Source organism: Rhodococcus sp. IEGM 1305, from assembly GCF_030058635.1.
Lineage (GTDB): Bacteria > Actinomycetota > Actinomycetes > Mycobacteriales > Mycobacteriaceae > Rhodococcus_F > Rhodococcus_F opacus_D.
Window position 1 is genome coordinate 78,611 of the sequence record NZ_JASHKX010000016.1, and the last position, 17,552, is coordinate 96,162.

Below are 17,552 nucleotides of genomic sequence, written 5' to 3' on the forward strand. Positions count from 1 at the left end.
GGGTGCCTGCGTTGACCGGTCCGCGGGTGTGATGGCAGACTGAAGGCGTTCGAACTCCCGTTCGAATGATGCGTCTTCCCCAGCGGCATCTTCCATGGTTTCGGCACGGCACGTGCGCGACATGAAGAGGTGTGCCAGATGGGTTGGGGAAACGGTCCGCCGACGTGGTCCGAGATGGAGCGCGTCCTGTCGGGCAGGCCGGGGAGGGTCAGCCCGGAGTCGCTGTACCCGGGCGACGGCGGCGACAGCCCCGCGTGGTCGCGCAAGCGGGGGGAGTACCGGGCGGGCCCGCAGGAGCGCACCGGCTCCACCGTTCCGTACGCCGAACTCCACGCGCATTCGGCGTTCAGTTTCCTCGACGGCGCCTCCCCGCCGGAAGAGTTGGTGGAGGAGGCCGTTCGGCTCGGTCTCGAGGCCATCGCACTCACCGACCACGACGGGTTCTACGGTGTGGTCCGGTTCGCGGAGGCGGCGAAGGAACTGAACATGCGCACCGTGTTCGGGTCCGAACTGACGTTGGACGACGCGCATCTGCTGGTACTGGCGCGAGGTCAGGAGGGTTACCGGCGGCTCTCCCGGGAAATCGCGGCGGCGCATCTCGCGGGCGGGGAGAAGGGCAAGCTGCGCTACGACCTCGACCGTCTCACCGACGCGGCCGGGGGGCACTGGCAGATCCTGACCGGGTGCCGGAAGGGGCATGTGCGTCAGGCGCTGGCCGACGGTGGCCCGGACGCCGCGGCCGCCCGGCTGCGGGAGCTGATCGACCGGTTCGGGGCCGACCGGGTCACGGTGGAACTCACCCATCACGGCATCGCGGAGGACGGTGAGCGCAACGCCGACCTCGCCGAACTCGCACAGCAGCACGGCCTTCGGGTGATCGCGTCCACGGCGGCGCACTTCGCGGGACCGCCGCGCCGGAGACTGGCCATGGCGATGGCCGCCGTCCGGGCCCGGCAGAGCCTCGACGACGCGGCCGGGCACCTGGCGCCCGCCGGGGGAGCGCACCTGCGGTCCGGTGAGGAGATGGCGCACCTCTTCGCCGCGTACCCGGAAGCCGTCCGCGGTGCCGCGGACCTCGGCCTGGAGTGTGCGTTCGACCTGCGGCTCATCGCGCCGCAACTGCCACCGTTCGACGTGCCCGACGGGCACACCGAGGCGAGCTGGCTGCGTCAGCTCACGATGGACGGAGCCCGCCGACGTTACGGTGCGCCTGCGGCCCGGCCGGAGGCCTACCGGCAGATCGAGCACGAACTGGACATCATCACCGGGCTGAACTTCCCGGGCTACTTCCTGGTGGTCCACGACATCGTGTCGTTCTGCAAGAACAACGACATTCTCTGCCAGGGAAGGGGTTCGGCGGCCAACTCCGCCGTCTGTTACGCCATCGGCATCACCAACGTGGATCCCGTCCGCAACAAGCTGCTGTTCGAACGTTTCCTCTCGCCCGAACGCGACGGCCCGCCGGACATCGACGTCGACATCGAATCCGATCGGCGGGAGGAGGCCATCCAGCACGTCTACGCCAAGTACGGACGCCAGTACGCGGCGCAGGTGGCGAACGTCATCACGTACCGCGGCAAGTCCTCGGTGCGGGACATGGCCCGGGCGCTGGGTTTCTCGCAGGGGCAGCAGGACGCGTGGAGCAAACAGGTCAGTCGCTGGGGCGGCATCGGGAAGGAGGTCGGCACCGACATTCCGCCCGCCGTCCTCGAGCTGGCCGCTCAGATCGAGGGGTTTCCGCGGCACCTCGGCATCCACTCGGGCGGCATGGTGATCTGCGACCGGCCGATCGCCGACGTGTGCCCGGTGGAGTGGGCGCGCATGGAGAACCGCAGCGTTCTGCAGTGGGACAAGGACGATTGCGCGGCGGTGGGTCTGGTGAAGTTCGACATGCTGGGTCTCGGCATGCTCTCCGCGCTGCACTACATGATCGACCTCGTGGCCGAGCACAAGGGGATCGAGGTGGATCTGGCGCAGCTGGACCTCTCGGAGGAAGCCGTCTACGAGATGTTGCAGCGGGCGGACTCGGTGGGGGTCTTCCAGGTGGAGTCACGGGCCCAGATGGCCACCCTGCCGAGGCTGAAACCACGGAACTTCTACGACCTGGTGGTGGAGGTGGCGCTCATCCGTCCCGGTCCGATCCAGGGCGGATCGGTGCACCCGTATATCCGCCGCCGCAACAAGCTCGAACCGGTGACCTACGACCACCCGTCCCTGGAGAAGGCACTGAAGCGGACGCTGGGTGTGCCGCTGTTCCAGGAGCAGTTGATGCAGATGGCGGTCGACGTGGCGGGTTTCAGCCCGGCCGAGGCCGACCAGCTCCGCCGGGCCATGGGTTCCAAGCGGTCGCCCGAGAAGATGGAACGGTTGAGGGGGCGGCTCTACCAGGGCATGCGGGAGATGCACGGGATCGGTGACGACGTGGCCGACCGGATCTACGAGAAGCTGTACGCCTTCGCGAATTTCGGTTTCCCCGAAAGCCATTCGCAGAGTTTCGCCGCCCTGGTCTTCTATTCGTCGTGGTTCAAGCTCCATCACCCGGCGGCGTTCTGCGCCGGTCTGCTGCGGGCGCAGCCGATGGGCTTCTACTCGCCGCAGTCGCTGGTGGCCGACGCCCGCAGGCACGGGGTGCCGGTGCACGGCGCGGACATCAATGCGAGTCTCGCGCACGCCACCGTCGAGGCGGGCGGAACGGAGGTGCGTCTCGGGCTCGGGGAGGTGCGGCACATCGGGACCGCGCTGGCCGAGCGGATCGTCGAATCCCGCGGCGACGGAGGTCCGTACACGTCGTTCCTCGACCTCACCGGCCGGGTGGAACTGAGCACGGCGCAAGCCGAATCGCTGGCTACCGCAGGTGCTCTCGACAGTTTCGGGTTGTCCCGCCGGGAGGCGTTGTGGGCGGCGGGCGCCGCGGCGGGGGAGCGCCGCGACCGGCTGCCGGGGATCGGGGCATCCACCCGCGCGCCGACCCTGCCGGGGATGAGCGATCTCGAACTGGCCGCGGCGGACGTGTGGGCCACCGGGGTGTCACCGGACACGTACCCCACCCAGTTCCTGCGCCCGAAACTCGACGCGCTGGGGGTGATCCCAGCGGCGCACCTGCTCGATGTCCCCGACGGCGACCGGGTTCTGGTGGGTGGGGCGGTTACCCACCGGCAGCGCCCGGCGACGGCCGCGGGGGTCACGTTCATCAACCTCGAGGACGAGACCGGGATGGTCAACGTGGTGTGTTCGGTGGGGTTGTGGGCGAAGTACCGCAAGCTCGCCAACACGGCGCCCGCATTGCTGGTCCGCGGCAAGGTGCAGAACGCGGAGGGGGCGGTGACGGTGGTGGCGGATCGGCTGCAGCTGATGGATTTGCGGGTGTCCGCCAAATCCAGGGACTTCAGGTGAGCCGGCACCGCTAGCATTCGGACATGAGGAGATACGTCTTGTCGGCGATCGTCGTGGCTTCGCTGGCGCTCGCGGGGTGTGGTGGTTCCGGCAGCGATTCCTCCCAACCGTCGCCCGCCCCGACACCCGGGGACTCGAGCCAGATGGAAATCGGTGGCGCAGTACAGCAACCCGCGAAGGACCAGGCGCCCACCGACCGCCAGGAGATCATCACCGGTCAGGTCGCGCTCACGGCGGACGACCCGGTGGCGGTCGGCAGGCAGATCGTGGACAAGGTCGACGATCTGGGCGGACGCGTCGACCAGCTCACCGAACAGCCGGGCTCCGACGACCAGGATGCGAGCAGTTCCCTGACCATCCGGGTGCCCGCCGACTCGCTCACCCGGACGTTGGACGATCTGCGGGAACTGGGCAAGGTCACCAGCGTCAGCGTCACGAAGAGCGACGTGACGATGCAGTCGCAGGATCTCGACGCCCGGATAGGCGCGTTGACGGCGTCCGTCACCCGGCTGCAGGGGCTCATCACGTCGGCGGCGAACACCGCGGATCTGATCGAGGCCGAGAGGGCGTTGTCGGAGCGTCAGGGCGAACTGGACAGCCTCACCGCCCAGAAGCGGTCGCTGAGCGACCAGGTGGCACTGGCGACGCTCATGATCGACGTCACCACCACGGATGCCGAGCAGCCCAGTCCCGGTCCGGACAACTTCTGGGAAGGGCTCGTCGCGGGCTGGCACGCCCTGCTGTCTGCGATCAAGGGCGGTGCCGTGGTCGTGGGGGCGCTGATTCCCTGGTTCGGTTTCGTGGCCGTCATCGCACTGGTCGTGTACGGCGCGTACCGTCTGCGCCGGATGTACAACAGGCCGGCCGGCCCACCGCCGGGCCCGGCGCCGGAACGAGAAGAGGCGAAGACGCAATGATCGAAGTCGACCTGAATGCCCTGGACGGCGCGTTGGCGTCCGGTGCCCCCGTCATCGATGTGCGCGAGGCCGACGAGTACGCCCAGGCACGGGTGCCGGGTGTGACGCTGATTCCGCTCAGTGAGTTCGTCGCGCGCGTGGACGAGATCCCGGAAGCCGAGGTCGTCTACGTGATCTGCGGGGTGGGCGGCCGGAGCCTGCAGGCGGCGGAGTACCTGAACGCGCGGGGGATCAACGCCGTGTCGGTCGCGGGCGGGACGTCCGCGTGGATGCAGTCCGGACGCCCCGTCGAGTCGGGCGCGTGACACCCCGGGGCACCATTCCGGTCAGCGGACCGCGCTGAGGGCGTGGGCCGCGGGGTCCTCGCGGACCACGCGCCCACCCCGTTGCCCGGCGGCGTGCCTCAGTGTGCGGACCGCAACGGTGCTCCAGATCAGGACCAGCGCGCACCACAGGGTCACGCCGACGCCGACGATCACCACCGAGTCCAGTGCGACGCCGAGCGAGTTCGCACCCAGCGCGCAGGTGCCGACGGGGAACGTGAAACTCCACCAGCCGGGCGTGAACCCCAGCCCGCGGCGAAAGGCCTTGGCGGTCACCGTGACCAGCGTCACGAGGGCGAGGACGCCGAGTGCGCCAATGGTGGTCCCGTAGACCACGCCCACCGCGTGGAGCCAGGCGTGGCCGGATGCCCCGCCGAGCAGATTGATCGCCGCCACCGACTGGCCGATCACGCCGAGCGGAATCCACAGGGTGGGCACGAGCGGGGTGTCGGGGAGCCCGTTGCTCAGCAGATGGCGTCCGACGACGACGGCGACGGTCAATGCGGCGCTCAGCGCCAGCGCGAACAGCGTGTAGCAGAGCGCGAGCATCGCGATCTGGGCCGCGCCTTCCGGGAGGCGCTGGACCAGCGCGGCACCGGTGGCGGCCGACACCATCGGCGGCACGACGGGCATGAGCCAGGACGGCACCGGAGTCACCTGGTGAGGCCGGGCCAGTCGGCGCGCCATCACCACGTAGGTGACGAGCCCGATGACGGTCCCGATCGTCCACAGGGTGGCCGACGCGGCGACAGCGACACCACCGAGAAGTGCGCGGCCAGCGGATCCGGTGCCGGCCCCGACCGTCAGCACCGCCATCGACACGGCGCCGTAGAACGGGAACATCGTGTGGCTGCGGGCGTCCGCGAGTGCGTCGTCGCGGTGACGGATCCAGTGCCGCACCAGTGCGGTCGTCAGCACCACGAGCAGCGTCGCGGCGATCAGCCAGAAGATCTCGGCGACCGTCCGGGCCACCGGACCGCCTGCCGGAAATGCCGCGGCGACGACTGCGACGATGCCGGTGCCCATCACTGCTGCGAACCAATTCGGGGTCATACCTAGAGCTTGCCGACGCATCGTCGTGGCCGGTAGAAGGCTTGTCGTTGAATACCCACAAATCGCGTTTGTGGGACTAGCCTTGGGTTGTGCCGCTGTCTCCCCGAGTACCCGAACTCAGTGCCCTCGACGTCCTGCTGTCCGTCGAGCGGCTCGGCAGCATGGGGGCGGCGGGGCGTGAACACGGGCTCAGCCAGCAGGCGGTCAGCGCCCGGGTGCGGTCGGCCGAGCGTCAGTTCGGCATCAAGGTGTTCAGCCGCGGTGCCAGCGGTGTGCGGCCCACGTCGGAAGGCGCGCTCATCCTCGAATGGGCGAGTCACATCCTCGCCACGGCCGAGGAACTGGCGTCGGGGGTCGCGGCGCTGCGCGGCGAACGGCAGGCCGGGCTGACGGTGGCGGCCAGCATGACGATCGCCGAGTACCTGGTTCCCGGGTGGACCGTCGCGATGCGGCGCAAGTACCCGAACGTGGTCACCAACGTGCGGCTGCTCAACTCGTCCGAGGTGACCGCCCGGGTGCTGTCCGGTGACGCGGATCTCGGGTTCGTCGAGGGCCCGGACATTCCGGCTGGACTGCAGGTACGGGAGATCGGCCGCGACCACCTGGTGGTCGTGGTGCCGCCGGAGCACGAATGGGTCCGCCGGTCACCGATTCCCGTGTCCGAACTCGCCGCGACGCCGATGATCCAGCGTGAGTCCGGTTCCGGGACGCGCACCACCCTGGAGAACGCGGTGCCGCAGTGCGTTCCGCCGTTGCTGGAGCTGACGTCGTGCACGGCGGTGAAGGCAGCGGTCGTGGCGGGTAACGCTCCGGCGGTGCTGTCCTCGCTGGCGGTGGCCGCCGACTTGACGGATGGCCGCCTCGCCTCCGTTCAGGTGGAGGGGTTGACGCTTCCGCGGCGGCTCTCCGCCGTCTGGGACCCGGTGCGCGGCGTTCAGGGTGCGGCGCGCGACTTCCTCGACATCGCGCTCGGTGCCGGCGCGGCCGCGGGTGTCGGGGCCGCAGTCGTCGGAGCTACAGCGCAGCCCCGCTGAATCCGTGCTGGCGCCACGCCTCGTACGTGACGAGGGCGGCGGCGTTCGACAGGTTCAGCGACCGGCGGCCGGGCAGCATGGGGATCCGGAGCCGCTCCGTCACGTGGGGATCGGCCAGCACCTCCTCCGACAGTCCGGTGGGTTCGGGACCGAACAGCAGAACGTCGCCGGGCTGGTAGGCGATGTCGGCGTACGACACGGTGGCGTGCGCGGTGAAGGCGTACACCCGCGCAGGCTCCAGCGCAGCCCAGGCCGCCTCCAGGTTCTCGTGCACGGTCACCGACGCCAGGTCGTGGTAGTCGAGTCCGGCACGTTTGAGTTTCGGCTCGGACAGGTCGAATCCGAGTGGACCCACGAGGTGCAGTTCGCACCCGGTGCCTGCCACCATGCGGATGGCGTTGCCGGTGTTGGGTGGGATTCGGGGTTCGTGGAACATCACTCGGAACACCCGCACAGCTTAGGGGCACACCGCGAGGCGGCATGATGGACGCATGGATCCGGTAGAAGAGGTGGTGGGTGAGGACTACGGCGACGCACGACTCCCCGCGCAGAACTGGCAGCGGCGGCACTACACGAAATGCAACTTCCGCGACGCCGACCTGAGTGAACTCCGCACCGAGTCGGTGATCTTCACCGACTGCGATTTCACGGGCGCCGACCTCGCCGAGTCACATCATGTGCAGACGGCGTTCCGCTCGTGCTCGTTCACCAGAACAACGCTGTGGCACAGCGAGTTCCGCAACTGTAGCTTCCTCGGGTCGGAGTTCGACAACTGCCGGCTGCGCCCGATGGTCTTCGACGAATGCGATTTCACGCTCGCGTCGCTCGGCGGTGCCGACCTGCGCGGACTCGATTTCACGGACTGCCGGTTCCGGGAAGCCAACCTCGTCCGCACGGACCTCCGGCGCGCCGTGCTCCGGTCGGCGGATCTGTTCGGCGCCCGCACCGGCGGCGCGAAATTCGACGGCGCGGACCTGCGCGGGGCCCACGTCGACGCGAACCTGTGGACGGCGGTCTCGCTGGACAAGGCGCAGATCGAACTCACCCAGGCCATCGCGTACGCGACCGCCAACGGGCTCGTGGTGGAACCGACCTGACGCGTGTATGGCGAACCTGAGAGAATGGGGCACGTGACTGCAACGATCCTCGATGGCAAGGCGACCCGCGACGAGATTTTCGAAGACCTGAAGGTGCGGGTGAGCGCCCTGAAGGACAAGGGCATCACGCCCGGTCTCGGCACCGTTCTGGTGGGGGACGACCCGGGGTCGGCCGCCTACGTGCGCGGGAAGCACAACGACTGCGCGAAGGTCGGGATCACCTCGATCCGCCGCGACCTGCCCGGCGACATCACGCAGGAGAAGCTCGACGCCACCATCGACGAGCTCAACGCCAACCCGGACTGCACCGGCTACATCGTGCAGCTCCCGCTGTCGAAGCAGCTCGACGAGAACGCCGCCCTCGAGCGCATCGACCCCGACAAGGACGCCGACGGCCTGCACCCGGTCAACCTGGGCCGGCTGGTGCTGGGCAAGGAAGCGCCGCTGCCGTGCACGCCGCGCGGAATCCTGCACCTGCTGCGCCGGTACGAGGTGCCGATCGAGGGGGCACACGTCGTCGTCGTCGGTCGCGGTGTCACCGTGGGCCGCCCGATCGGTCTGCTGTTCACCCGGCGCAGCGAGAACGCCACCGTCACCCTCTGCCACACCCGTACGCGAGACCTCGGAGCGGAGGTCCGCCGCGCCGACATCGTGATCGCGGCGGCGGGCGTTCCCGGTCTGGTCACGGCCGACATGGTCAAGCCCGGTGCCGCGGTGCTCGACGTGGGTGTGAGCCGCACCGCGGACGGACTGCGCGGCGACGTGGCGGCGGATGTCGCCGAGGTCGCCGGCTTCCTGTCCCCGAACCCCGGTGGCGTCGGGCCGCTCACCCGTGCCTTCCTGCTGACCAACGTCGTGGAGCGGGCCGAGCGTGTCGCAGCGTCTCTCGGCTGAGATGGCCGACTGGGGGCAGTTCGCGAAGAAGAATCTGCCGATGCTCGCAGTCCTGGTCGTCATCGTCGTGGCCGTCGTGTTCGTGCTCGCGGATCGGTGGCGACGAGGCGCGTTCGTGTTCGGCGTCGCCACGCTGCTCGCGGCGGTATTCCGGTTGATGATGCCGTCGGAGCGCGTCGGACTGCTCGCGGTGCGCAGCAAGCCTTTCGACGTGGGTGCGCTGGTGGCCGTCGGGGGCGCAATCGTGTGGCTGGCCGTGTCGATCGACCCGCTCGGAACCGACTAGCGGTCCGAGCGGGTGTCGTCCCGCACGGGGGTCAGCGCCCCGCGCGGGCCAGTTGCATCGTCTCGGAGAGCAGTTTCGCGACGGCGGCGGCCTCGGTGAGGAACCCGTCGTGGCCGTCCCGTGAGTTGAGGACCCGCAGACCGTCGCAGGTGGGGATGTCGTTGGCCAGATCCTCCTGCAGGCGGATCGGGTACAGGCGGTCGGAGTCGACGCCGCCCACGATGACGGGTGCGGTGATCGTCCCCAGCGCCGCGGCGATGCCACCGCGACCGCGGCCCACGTCGTGCCGGTTCATGGCCTCGGACAGCAGCACGTATGTGCTCGGGTCGAACCTGCCGACCAGCTTGTCGGCCTGGTGCTGGAGGTAGCTCTCGACGGCGTACCGGCCGCCGCGCCACGGGTCCTCGCCGTCCTGCGGCGAGTTCGCGAACCGGGAGTCGAGTTCGGCCTCGCTGCGGTAGGTCAGGTGCGCGATCCGGCGGGCGATGCGCAGCCCGGCCCGGGGGATCCGGCCGGTGTCGTGATAGTCGCCGCCCTGCCAGTCGGGGTCGCTGGTGATGGCCGCGATCTGGGTGGTCTGTGTGCCGATCTGGTCGGCGGTCGCGCGGGCGCCGACCGCGAGAACGAGCGCGGACGCCACCTGGTCCGGGTAGGTGACGGCCCACTCGAGCGCGCGCATTCCGCCCATCGAACCGCCGACGACGGACGCCAGCTTGTCGATGCCCAGCAGGTCGGTGAACTTCTTCTCGGCCGCGATCTGGTCGCGGATGGAGATCTCCGGGAAACGGCTGCCCCACGGGCGCCCGTCCTCGGCGATCGAACCGGGACCGGTGGTGCCGCGGCAGCCACCGAGGACGTTGGTCGCGATGACGCACCATTCGTCGGTGTCGATCGGCGCACCCGGACCGACCATCCCGGTCCACCAGCCGGGGGAGGGGTGTTCGTCGGTGACGGGTCCGGTGACGTGCGAGTCGCCGGTGAGGGCGTGCTCGACGAGCACCACGTTGTCCCGGTTCGGGGACAACTCACCCCATCGCTGCACGGCGAGGGACACCGACGGGATCACTGTTCCGCTCTCGAGCTCGAGCGATCCGATGTCGATGGTGCCGAGACGTCCGTCCGCCACGGGCAGGTTCTGTACAGCGCTCACGGTCAAGATGCCGCCGCCGTGAGTCCGGTCTCGATATCGGCGATGATGTCGTCGATCCCTTCGATGCCTACAGCCAGGCGGACCAGTCCGGGGGTGACGCCGCTGGCGGCCTGCTCCTCGGGGGTCAGCTGGGAGTGTGTGGTGGACGCCGGATGGATCACCAGCGAGCGGACGTCGCCGATGTTCGCGACGTGACTGTGCAGGGTGAGCGCGTTGACGAACTTCTTGCCCGCGTCGATGCCGCCGGCGAGTTCGAACGTCACGATCGCGCCCGCACCCCGCGGCGCGATCTGCTTCGCCCGGTCGTGCCAGGGCGACGACGGAAGCCCGGCGTATCCGACGGACACGACCTCCGGCCGCGCCTCCAGGTACTGGGCGACGGCGGTCGCGTTGGACACGTGCCGTTCCATGCGAAGGCTCAGCGTCTCGAGACCCTGGGCGATGAGGAACGCGTTGAACGGGGAGATCGCCGAGCCGAGGTCGCGGAGCAGCTGCACGCGCGCCTTGAGGGCGAAGGCAGGCGGTCCGAGTTCGGAGTAGACGACGCCGTGGTAGCTCGGGTCCGGGGTGGTGAAGTTGCCGTGGCGGCCCTGGGTCCAGTCGAACGTGCCGCCGTCGACGATGACACCGGCGATCGCCGTGCCGTGGCCACCGAGGTACTTGGTGGCGGAGTGCACCACGATGTCCGCACCGTGCTCGAGGGGGCGGATCAGGTAGGGGGTGGCCACCGTGTTGTCGACGATCAGCGGGAGCCCGTGCTGATGGGCGATCCCGGAGATGCCCGGCAGGTCGAGGACGTCGTTGCGGGGGTTGGAGATGGTCTCGCCGTAGAACGCCTTCGTGTTGTCCCGGATCGCGTCCTTCCACTGCTCGAGGTCGTCGGGGTCCTCGACGAACGAGACCTCGATGCCGAGCTTGGGCAGCGTGTAGTGGAAGAGGTTGTAGGTGCCGCCGTACAGCCGCGGGCTGGAGACGATGTGGTCGCCCGCCTCGGCGAGGTTCAGGATCGCGATCGTCTCGGCGGCCTGTCCGGAGGACAGCAGCAGGGCGGCGACGCCGCCTTCGAGGGCGGCGATGCGCTGCTCGACCGCGTCCTGGGTGGGGTTCATGATGCGGGTGTAGATGTTGCCCGGCTCGGCCAGACCGAACAGCGCGGCAGCGTGATCGGTGCTGTCGAACGTGTACGAGGTGGTCTGGTAGATCGGCAGCGCCCGCGCCTTGGTGGTCGCGTCGGACGTCTGCCCGGCGTGGATCTGCTTGGTCTCGAACGACCAGTTCTCGGTCATGTGCTGTCTACTCCAGTGGTCTGACGAGGCGCGACGGAGTTGCTGGTTCTTTCGCGCACAGGGCTTGTCTGGTGCTCTATCTACGACAACAACAACACATCATGAACCTCCGATGTCGGACCCGCGCTTGTCACCCGACTGTTGTATGAATCAGGGAACCAGGTCATCACCCGGGGCACCCCACCGCGGTGGAGGGTTGCCGGCCAGCTAGCCGGGGCTCGTTGCTGGCACTCATGACCTGGAGTGAATCTTAGCGGCTGGGGTGGAACGACCGGAAACGGCACCGATCAGGGCCACTAGCAGGGAAAAGTTACCCGCGAGTAGGGACGACCTCCGTGCCCCACGTGTTGCGAGCGTGGCGCATAGCAGTACGCTTGTCTTGTTTACGTGCGGTCTCCCAGCGGCCGCCTTGACCGTCTACGTTTGAAAAGCGAACCGTTCGCGGACCCACTCACAAAGTGCGACCGCAACCGTGTAACCAGGGAAACTTCCTAGGAGGACGCGAAGCACCCATGTCCAAAATCAAGGTTGAGGGCACCGTCGTCGAACTCGACGGCGACGAGATGACACGCATTATCTGGCAGTTCATCAAAGACAAACTGATCCATCCTTACCTGGATGTGAATCTCGAGTACTACGACCTCGGCATCGAACACCGGGACGAGACCGACGACCAGGTGACCGTCGACGCGGCCAACGCCATCAAGAAGCACGGCGTCGGCGTCAAGTGCGCGACCATCACCCCGGACGAGGCACGCGTCGAGGAGTTCGGTCTCAAGAAGATGTGGCGGTCGCCCAACGGCACCATCCGCAACATCCTCGGTGGGACGATCTTCCGCGCGCCGATCATCATCTCCAACGTTCCGCGACTGGTTCCGGGCTGGACCAAGCCGATCATCATCGGCCGTCACGCCTTCGGCGACCAGTACCGCGCCACCGACTTCAAGGTCCCCGGTCCCGGCAAGGTGATGATCACCTACACGCCCGAGGACGGCAGCGAGCCGATCGAGCACGAGCTGGTGAACTTCCCCGAGGGCGGCGGCGTCGTCCAGGGTCAGTACAACTTCACCAAGTCCATCGAGGACTTCGCGCGCGCCTCGCTCAACTACGGCCTGCAGCAGAACTACCCGGTGTACCTGTCGACCAAGAACACCATCCTCAAGGCGTACGACGGCGCGTTCAAGGACATCTTCCAGCACGTCTACGAGACCGAGTTCAAGTCGGAGTTCGACGCGGCAGGACTCACCTACGAGCACCGTCTCATCGACGACATGGTCGCGTCGGCGCTCAAGTGGGAGGGCGGCTACGTCTGGGCCTGCAAGAACTACGACGGCGACGTCCAGTCCGACACCGTCGCGCAGGGCTTCGGATCGCTCGGCCTCATGACCTCCGTGCTGCTGACCCCGGACGGAAAGACGTGTGAGGCCGAGGCCGCACACGGCACCGTGACGCGTCACTTCCGTCAGCACCAGCAGGGCAAGCCGACGTCCACCAACCCCATCGCGTCGATCTTCGCGTGGACCCGTGGACTCGAGCACCGCGGCAAGCTGGACAACACCCCCGACGTCATCGGCTTCGCCCAGAAGCTCGAAGACGTGGTCATCAAGACCGTCGAGGGTGGCCAGATGACCAAGGACCTCGCGATGCTGGTCGGCGGCGACCAGGGCTACCTGACCACCGAGGAGTTCCTCGGTGCGCTGGACATCAACCTCCAGAAGGCCATCGCCGAGCAGTAGGCACCGAGCCACAGCGTTACGAGCGGGACGTCCCCTCACGGGGCGTCCCGTTCGGCGTTTCCGGGCCGGGTGAGTCATCTCACGGTCGCTCGCGGCGCGAAAAGCGGAATCCGGGGAAGAGAATTTCGATGTGGGTCGTTGCGCAACGAGGCGCCGTGCGCCGCGTAGCCGTCTCCCCGCCTAGTCGAAAGTCCTTCTGTGAGCACTTCCACCCCCGTCCGCCCGGAGCACCTCGGTGTCATCGCCCAACATCCGTCCGTCCGCAAGCTCGCCATGATCGCGCTCGCGCTCGGTGGCTTCGGGATCGGGACCACCGAGTTCGTGGCGATGGGGCTACTGCCCGAGATGGCGTCGAGTCTCGGGATCACCGAGCCGACGGCCGGGCACGTCATCTCGGCGTATGCGCTGGGTGTGGTCGTCGGCGCGCCACTCATCGCGGCGTTGACCGCGCGGGTGCCCCGTAAGACGCTGCTGATCGCGTTGATGGCGGCGTTCACGATCGGCAACGCCGCCACGGTGTTCGCGCCGAACTACGGCGTGCTGATGGCCGCGCGGTTCGTGGCGGGCCTGCCGCACGGCGCCTACTTCGGTGTCGCGGCCCTCGTGGCGGCGCACCTCGCGGACCGCGGCCAGCGAGCCAGGGCGGTCGCTCTCGTGATGATGGGACTGTCGGTGGCCAACGTCGTCGGCGTTCCCGTCGCGTCGTGGCTGGGCCAGACGCTCGGCTGGCGCAGCGCCTTCGCGCTCGTGGCCGTGATCGGTGTGGTGACACTGGGCGCGATCTGGTCGTGGGTACCCGCGCTCGCCGCCATGCGGATGTCGAATCCCCTCACCGAACTCGGTGCCCTGCGCCGCGCGCAGGTGTGGATGACGCTGATCATCGGCATGGTCGGGTTCGGTGGCATGTTCGCCGTCTACACGTACATCAGCACGACGCTCACCGACGTCGCCGGCCTGTCGCGGTCGCTGGTGCCGCTGGCCCTGATGATCTACGGGCTGGGCATGGTCGCGGGCAATCTGATCGGCGGCCGACTCGCCGACCGGGCGCTGATTCCCGGCCTGTTCGTATCGATGACGGCGCTCGGGGTGTTGCTCGGCGTCTTCGTGATCGCCTCCCACAACCCGTACACGGCGCTGCTGCTGGTGTTCTTCGTCGGTGCGGCGGGTGCGTCGATGGTTCCCGGGTTGCAGACCCGGCTGATGGACGTCGCCGCGGACGCCCAGACCCTCGCCGCCTCGCTCAACCACGCGGCCCTCAACATCGCGAACGCGTTCGGGGCGTGGATCGGTGGTGTCGTGATCGCGGCCGGCTACGGCTACACGGCGCCCGCCGCGGTCGGTGCGCTGCTGGCCGTGGCGGGTCTCGTGGTCCTCACCGTGGCGGTCGCGATGGAACGCCGCAGCGCCCGTTCGTCTCGGTAGCCGCGCTGTCGTACGCGTCCGCTACGGTGCTTGCCGTGCCACATATCATCACCACCGTCAATGTCAACGGCGTTCGCGCCGCCGCCCGCAAGGGGCTCACCGAGTGGATCGAGCGCACAGAGGCCGACGTCGTGTGTCTGCAGGAGACGCGGGCGTCCGACGAGCAGCTCGCCGAGACGCTCGCGCCCGCTCTGGAGGGTGGATGGAACCTGGTGTCCGCGGAGCCGTCTTCGAAGGGACGCAACGGCGTCGCGATCCTGTCCCGGAAACCTGCCGACGCCTTCCGCGTCGGCCACGGTGACGACGAGTTCGCGACCGCGGGCCGCTACCTCGAGGCCGACTTCGACGACCTGACCGTCGCGAGCCTGTACCTGCCCTCCGGGGAGGCCCAGACACCGCGGCAGGAGGAGAAGGAGCGATTCATGGACTCCTTCGCCCGGTACCTCACCGACACCGCAGCGGCTGCCGTCGCGGCAGGCAGGCACGTCGTGGTCTGCGGCGACTGGAACATCGCCCACACCGAACTCGACCTGAAGAACTGGAAGACCAACAAGAAGAACTCCGGTTTCCTCCCGAACGAGCGGGAGTGGCTCGGCGCCCTGTTCGCCGAGGACGCGCACTGGACCGACGTGGTCCGGCAGCTCAATCCCGACGTCGCCGGGCCGTACTCCTGGTGGTCGTACCGCGGGAAGGCGTTCGACAACGACTCCGGCTGGCGCATCGACTACCAGATCGCCACCCGGGAACTGGCTGAGCGGGCCAAGCAGGCCGTCGTCGAGCGCGCCGAAACCTACGACCAGCGGTGGTCCGATCACGCGCCGGTCACCGTCCAGTACCGGTGACGGCCGGTATCTGATTCGTGTCGTCACGGCGCACGTGAAAAGATCAGTACTCATGTCGACCCCTGCAGCTCAGAAACCCACCGCGAAACCGCGGGTGCTCTCCGGCATCCAGCCCACCGCCGACTCGTTCCACCTCGGCAACTTCCTGGGTGCTCTGCAGCAGTGGGTGCCTCTGCAGGACGACTTCGACGCGTTCTACTTCATCCCCGACCTCCACGCGATCACGGTGGCGCAGGACCCGAAGGAGCTGCGCCGTCGCACGAAGATCGCGGCGGCGCAGCTGCTGGCGCTCGGAATCGACCCCGACCGCGCCACGCTGTTCGTGCAGAGCCAGGTGCCCGAGCACGCGCAGCTGGCGTGGGTCCTGAACTGCATCACCGGTTTCGGTGAAGCGAGCCGGATGACGCAGTTCAAGGACAAGTCGGCCAAACAGGGCAGTGAGAACGCGAGCGTCGGCCTGTTCACGTATCCGGTGCTGATGGCTGCCGACATCCTGCTCTACCGGCCGCAGCGGGTCCCCGTCGGCGAGGACCAGCGTCAGCATCTCGAACTGTCCCGCGATCTCGCCCAGCGGTTCAACACCCGGTTCGGGAAGGCGTTCGTCATTCCCGAGGCCCAGATCATCAAGGGCACCGCCAAGATCTACGACCTGCAGGATCCGACGTCGAAGATGAGCAAGTCCGGTCCGAGCCCCGCCGGACTGATCAACCTTCTCGACGACCCCAAGGTGTCGGCGAAGAAGATCAAGTCCGCGGTCACCGACAACGAGCGGGAGATTCGCTACGACCCGCAGGCCAAGCCCGGTGTGAGCAACCTGCTCACCATCCAGTCCGCGCTGTCCGGGACTCCGGTCGAGACGTTGGTGGCCGGGTACGAGGGCAAGGGGTACGGCGACCTGAAAACCGATACGGCAGATGTCCTGGCCGAGTTCGTGACACCGTTGAAAGCGAAGGTGGAAGGGTACCTCTCGGACGAGGCAGAACTCGATCGGATCATCGCTGCCGGTGCTCACCGCGCCCGCGAGGTGTCGTCGCAGACTCTGGCGGCCGTGTACGAGAAGGTTGGGTTTCTGACACCGAAGGGATGAGCACTGTGGCTGACGAACCGAGTTTTCTCGACAGGCAGCGGGCAGCGCGCCCCTGGTTCGACCATCTGATGCGGGCCGCAGAGCGGTACCAGCAGCAGAAGGGCGACTACTACGCGGCGGGGATCACGTATTTCAGTGTGCTCGCACTGATTCCGATCCTGATGGTCGCGTTCGCCATCGCGGGTTTCGTCCTCGCCGGGCAGCCGGAGTTGCTGCAGGAGCTGCAGGACAGCATCACCAAGAACGTTCCCGGAAGTCTGGGTGACACGCTCAACACGGTCATCGATTCGGCGATCGCGTCCCGTGCCAGCGTGGGTGTTCTCGGTCTGCTCGGTGCCGCGTACGCGGGACTCGGGTGGATGGCGAACCTGCGCGACGCGCTGACGGCGATGTGGGAGAGCCAGCGCGAGTCGAAGGGATTCGTGCGTACCAAGCTGGGCGACGCGGCCGCGCTGCTCGGGCTGGGTCTGGCGATGGTGGTCTCCCTCGGATCCTCCGCGCTGAGTAGCGGTCCCGTGGCCCGAACGGTGGTCGAGGTGCTGAACCTCGACGACGTTCCCGGGATCGACGCCGGGTTGCGCGCACTGTCGACCGTGGTGTCGCTTCTCGCGACGTGGGCGGTGTTCGCCTGGGTGATCGCCCGACTGCCCCGCGAACCCGTCACGTTCCGCAGTGCGCTCAAGGCGGCGCTGCTCGCGGCCGTGGTGTTCGAGATCTTCAAGCAGGTCGGTGCCATCTACCTCTCGGCGGTCACCGCGGGTCCCGCCGGTGTGGCGTTCGGTCCGATCATCGGTCTGCTCGTGTTCATCTACCTGACGTGCCGGATGCTGCTCTTCTCGACGGCGTGGGCCGCGACCACCCGCGCCAGCCTCGCGCTCGCCTTTGTGCCGCCGCCGGATCCGGCCGTCATCAACCCCCGGATCGAGGTGCACGAGGGGCCGGGTGTGCGTGGAGGACTCGCCCTGGTGGGTGTGGGCGCCGCCGCGGCGCTCGGGTTGTCCGGACTGTTGACCCGCAGCAAGCGCTGAGCCG

At 68.2% G+C, this 17,552-nt stretch carries 16 protein-coding genes and 1 riboswitch; of the genes, 12 read left to right on the forward strand and 4 right to left on the reverse strand.

All coding sequences use genetic code 11. The features are described from left to right. Nucleotides 1-138: 138 nt before the first annotated feature. From QM693_RS21730 to QM693_RS21740, 3 genes are read left to right on the forward strand one after another with little or no spacing between them, the layout of a single operon-like run. Nucleotides 139-3,393: an error-prone DNA polymerase gene (locus tag QM693_RS21730; RefSeq protein WP_283353407.1), complete on the forward strand. Its 3,255-nt coding sequence runs from the start codon at nt 139-141 to the stop codon at nt 3,391-3,393. Between the two features lie 23 nt (nt 3,394-3,416). Beyond that, entirely contained in the window at nt 3,417-4,310 is an 894-nt protein-coding gene (locus QM693_RS21735) for a DUF4349 domain-containing protein (protein ID WP_280782689.1), read from the forward strand. Next, on the forward strand, nt 4,307-4,615 hold the full coding sequence (locus QM693_RS21740) for a rhodanese-like domain-containing protein (protein ID WP_005257071.1): 309 nt from the start codon (nt 4,307-4,309) through the stop codon (nt 4,613-4,615). Before QM693_RS21735 ends, QM693_RS21740 begins: the two co-directional genes overlap by 4 nt. A gap of 21 nt (nt 4,616-4,636) precedes the next feature. Here QM693_RS21740 and QM693_RS21745 read toward each other — a convergent pair whose 3' ends face one another. Next, complete coding sequence (locus tag QM693_RS21745) at nt 4,637-5,686, reverse strand: TDT family transporter (protein WP_283353408.1); 1,050 nt, start codon at nt 5,684-5,686, stop codon at nt 4,637-4,639. Nucleotides 5,687-5,775: 89 nt separating this feature from the next. Here QM693_RS21745 and QM693_RS21750 point away from each other — a divergent pair, with 89 nt between their 5' ends. Then, complete coding sequence (locus QM693_RS21750; RefSeq protein WP_283353409.1) at nt 5,776-6,720, forward strand: LysR family transcriptional regulator; 945 nt, start codon at nt 5,776-5,778, stop codon at nt 6,718-6,720. Here the strand turns inward: QM693_RS21750 and QM693_RS21755 are convergent. After that, a complete protein-coding gene (locus QM693_RS21755) occupies nt 6,701-7,168 on the reverse strand; it encodes a tRNA (cytidine(34)-2'-O)-methyltransferase (protein WP_025432262.1) in 468 nt (155 codons plus the stop codon). The two genes, QM693_RS21750 and QM693_RS21755, sit on opposite strands and share 20 nt — an antisense overlap. Nucleotides 7,169-7,211: 43 nt before the next feature. On the opposite strand from QM693_RS21755, the gene QM693_RS21760 reads away from it, so the two are divergent. The 3 genes from QM693_RS21760 to QM693_RS21770 are packed head-to-tail and all read left to right on the forward strand — an operon-like array spanning nt 7,212 to nt 8,997. Then, nucleotides 7,212-7,817 (forward strand): pentapeptide repeat-containing protein, encoded by a 606-nt coding sequence (locus QM693_RS21760; protein ID WP_280782692.1) that lies wholly within the window; start codon nt 7,212-7,214, stop codon nt 7,815-7,817. A gap of 33 nt (nt 7,818-7,850) precedes the next feature. Further along, entirely contained in the window at nt 7,851-8,711 is an 861-nt protein-coding gene (locus tag QM693_RS21765; protein ID WP_283353410.1) for a bifunctional methylenetetrahydrofolate dehydrogenase/methenyltetrahydrofolate cyclohydrolase, read from the forward strand. 1 nt (nt 8,712) lies between these two features. Then, nucleotides 8,713-8,997: a DUF3017 domain-containing protein gene (locus tag QM693_RS21770; RefSeq protein WP_005239865.1), complete on the forward strand. Its 285-nt coding sequence runs from the start codon at nt 8,713-8,715 to the stop codon at nt 8,995-8,997. A 31-nt stretch (nt 8,998-9,028) separates the two neighbouring features. On the opposite strand, the gene metX is transcribed toward QM693_RS21770, so the two are convergent. Continuing rightward, nucleotides 9,029-10,153 carry a homoserine O-acetyltransferase MetX gene (gene metX / locus QM693_RS21775; RefSeq protein WP_280782693.1) on the reverse strand — a complete coding sequence of 375 codons (1,125 nt, stop codon included), beginning with the start codon at nt 10,151-10,153 and terminating at the stop codon, nt 9,029-9,031. After that, nucleotides 10,150-11,433, reverse strand: coding sequence for a bifunctional o-acetylhomoserine/o-acetylserine sulfhydrylase (locus QM693_RS21780; RefSeq protein WP_105420521.1), 1,284 nt, complete (start codon nt 11,431-11,433; stop codon nt 10,150-10,152). Before QM693_RS21780 ends, metX begins: the two co-directional genes overlap by 4 nt. A 118-nt stretch (nt 11,434-11,551) precedes the next feature. Beyond that, nucleotides 11,552-11,672, reverse strand: a riboswitch (SAM riboswitch). A gap of 273 nt (nt 11,673-11,945) precedes the next feature. Between QM693_RS21780 and QM693_RS21785 the strand changes: the two genes are divergently transcribed. The 5 genes from QM693_RS21785 (at nt 11,946) to yhjD (ending at nt 17,548) form a co-directional block, all read left to right on the forward strand. Continuing rightward, nucleotides 11,946-13,169, forward strand: a complete 1,224-nt coding sequence (locus QM693_RS21785; protein ID WP_280782695.1) for an NADP-dependent isocitrate dehydrogenase — start codon at nt 11,946-11,948, stop codon at nt 13,167-13,169. 198 nt (nt 13,170-13,367) lie between these two features. Next, entirely contained in the window at nt 13,368-14,591 is a 1,224-nt protein-coding gene (locus tag QM693_RS21790) for an MFS transporter (protein ID WP_280782696.1), read from the forward strand. Nucleotides 14,592-14,626: 35 nt separating this feature from the next. Continuing rightward, entirely contained in the window at nt 14,627-15,433 is an 807-nt protein-coding gene (locus QM693_RS21795) for an exodeoxyribonuclease III (RefSeq protein WP_164062378.1), read from the forward strand. A gap of 52 nt (nt 15,434-15,485) precedes the next feature. After that, nucleotides 15,486-16,520, forward strand: a complete 1,035-nt coding sequence (gene trpS, locus QM693_RS21800) for a tryptophan--tRNA ligase (RefSeq protein ID WP_011598206.1) — start codon at nt 15,486-15,488, stop codon at nt 16,518-16,520. A gap of 5 nt (nt 16,521-16,525) precedes the next feature. Then, nucleotides 16,526-17,548 carry an inner membrane protein YhjD gene (gene yhjD, locus QM693_RS21805; protein ID WP_283333060.1) on the forward strand — a complete coding sequence of 341 codons (1,023 nt, stop codon included), beginning with the start codon at nt 16,526-16,528 and terminating at the stop codon, nt 17,546-17,548. Nucleotides 17,549-17,552: the final 4 nt, after the last annotated feature.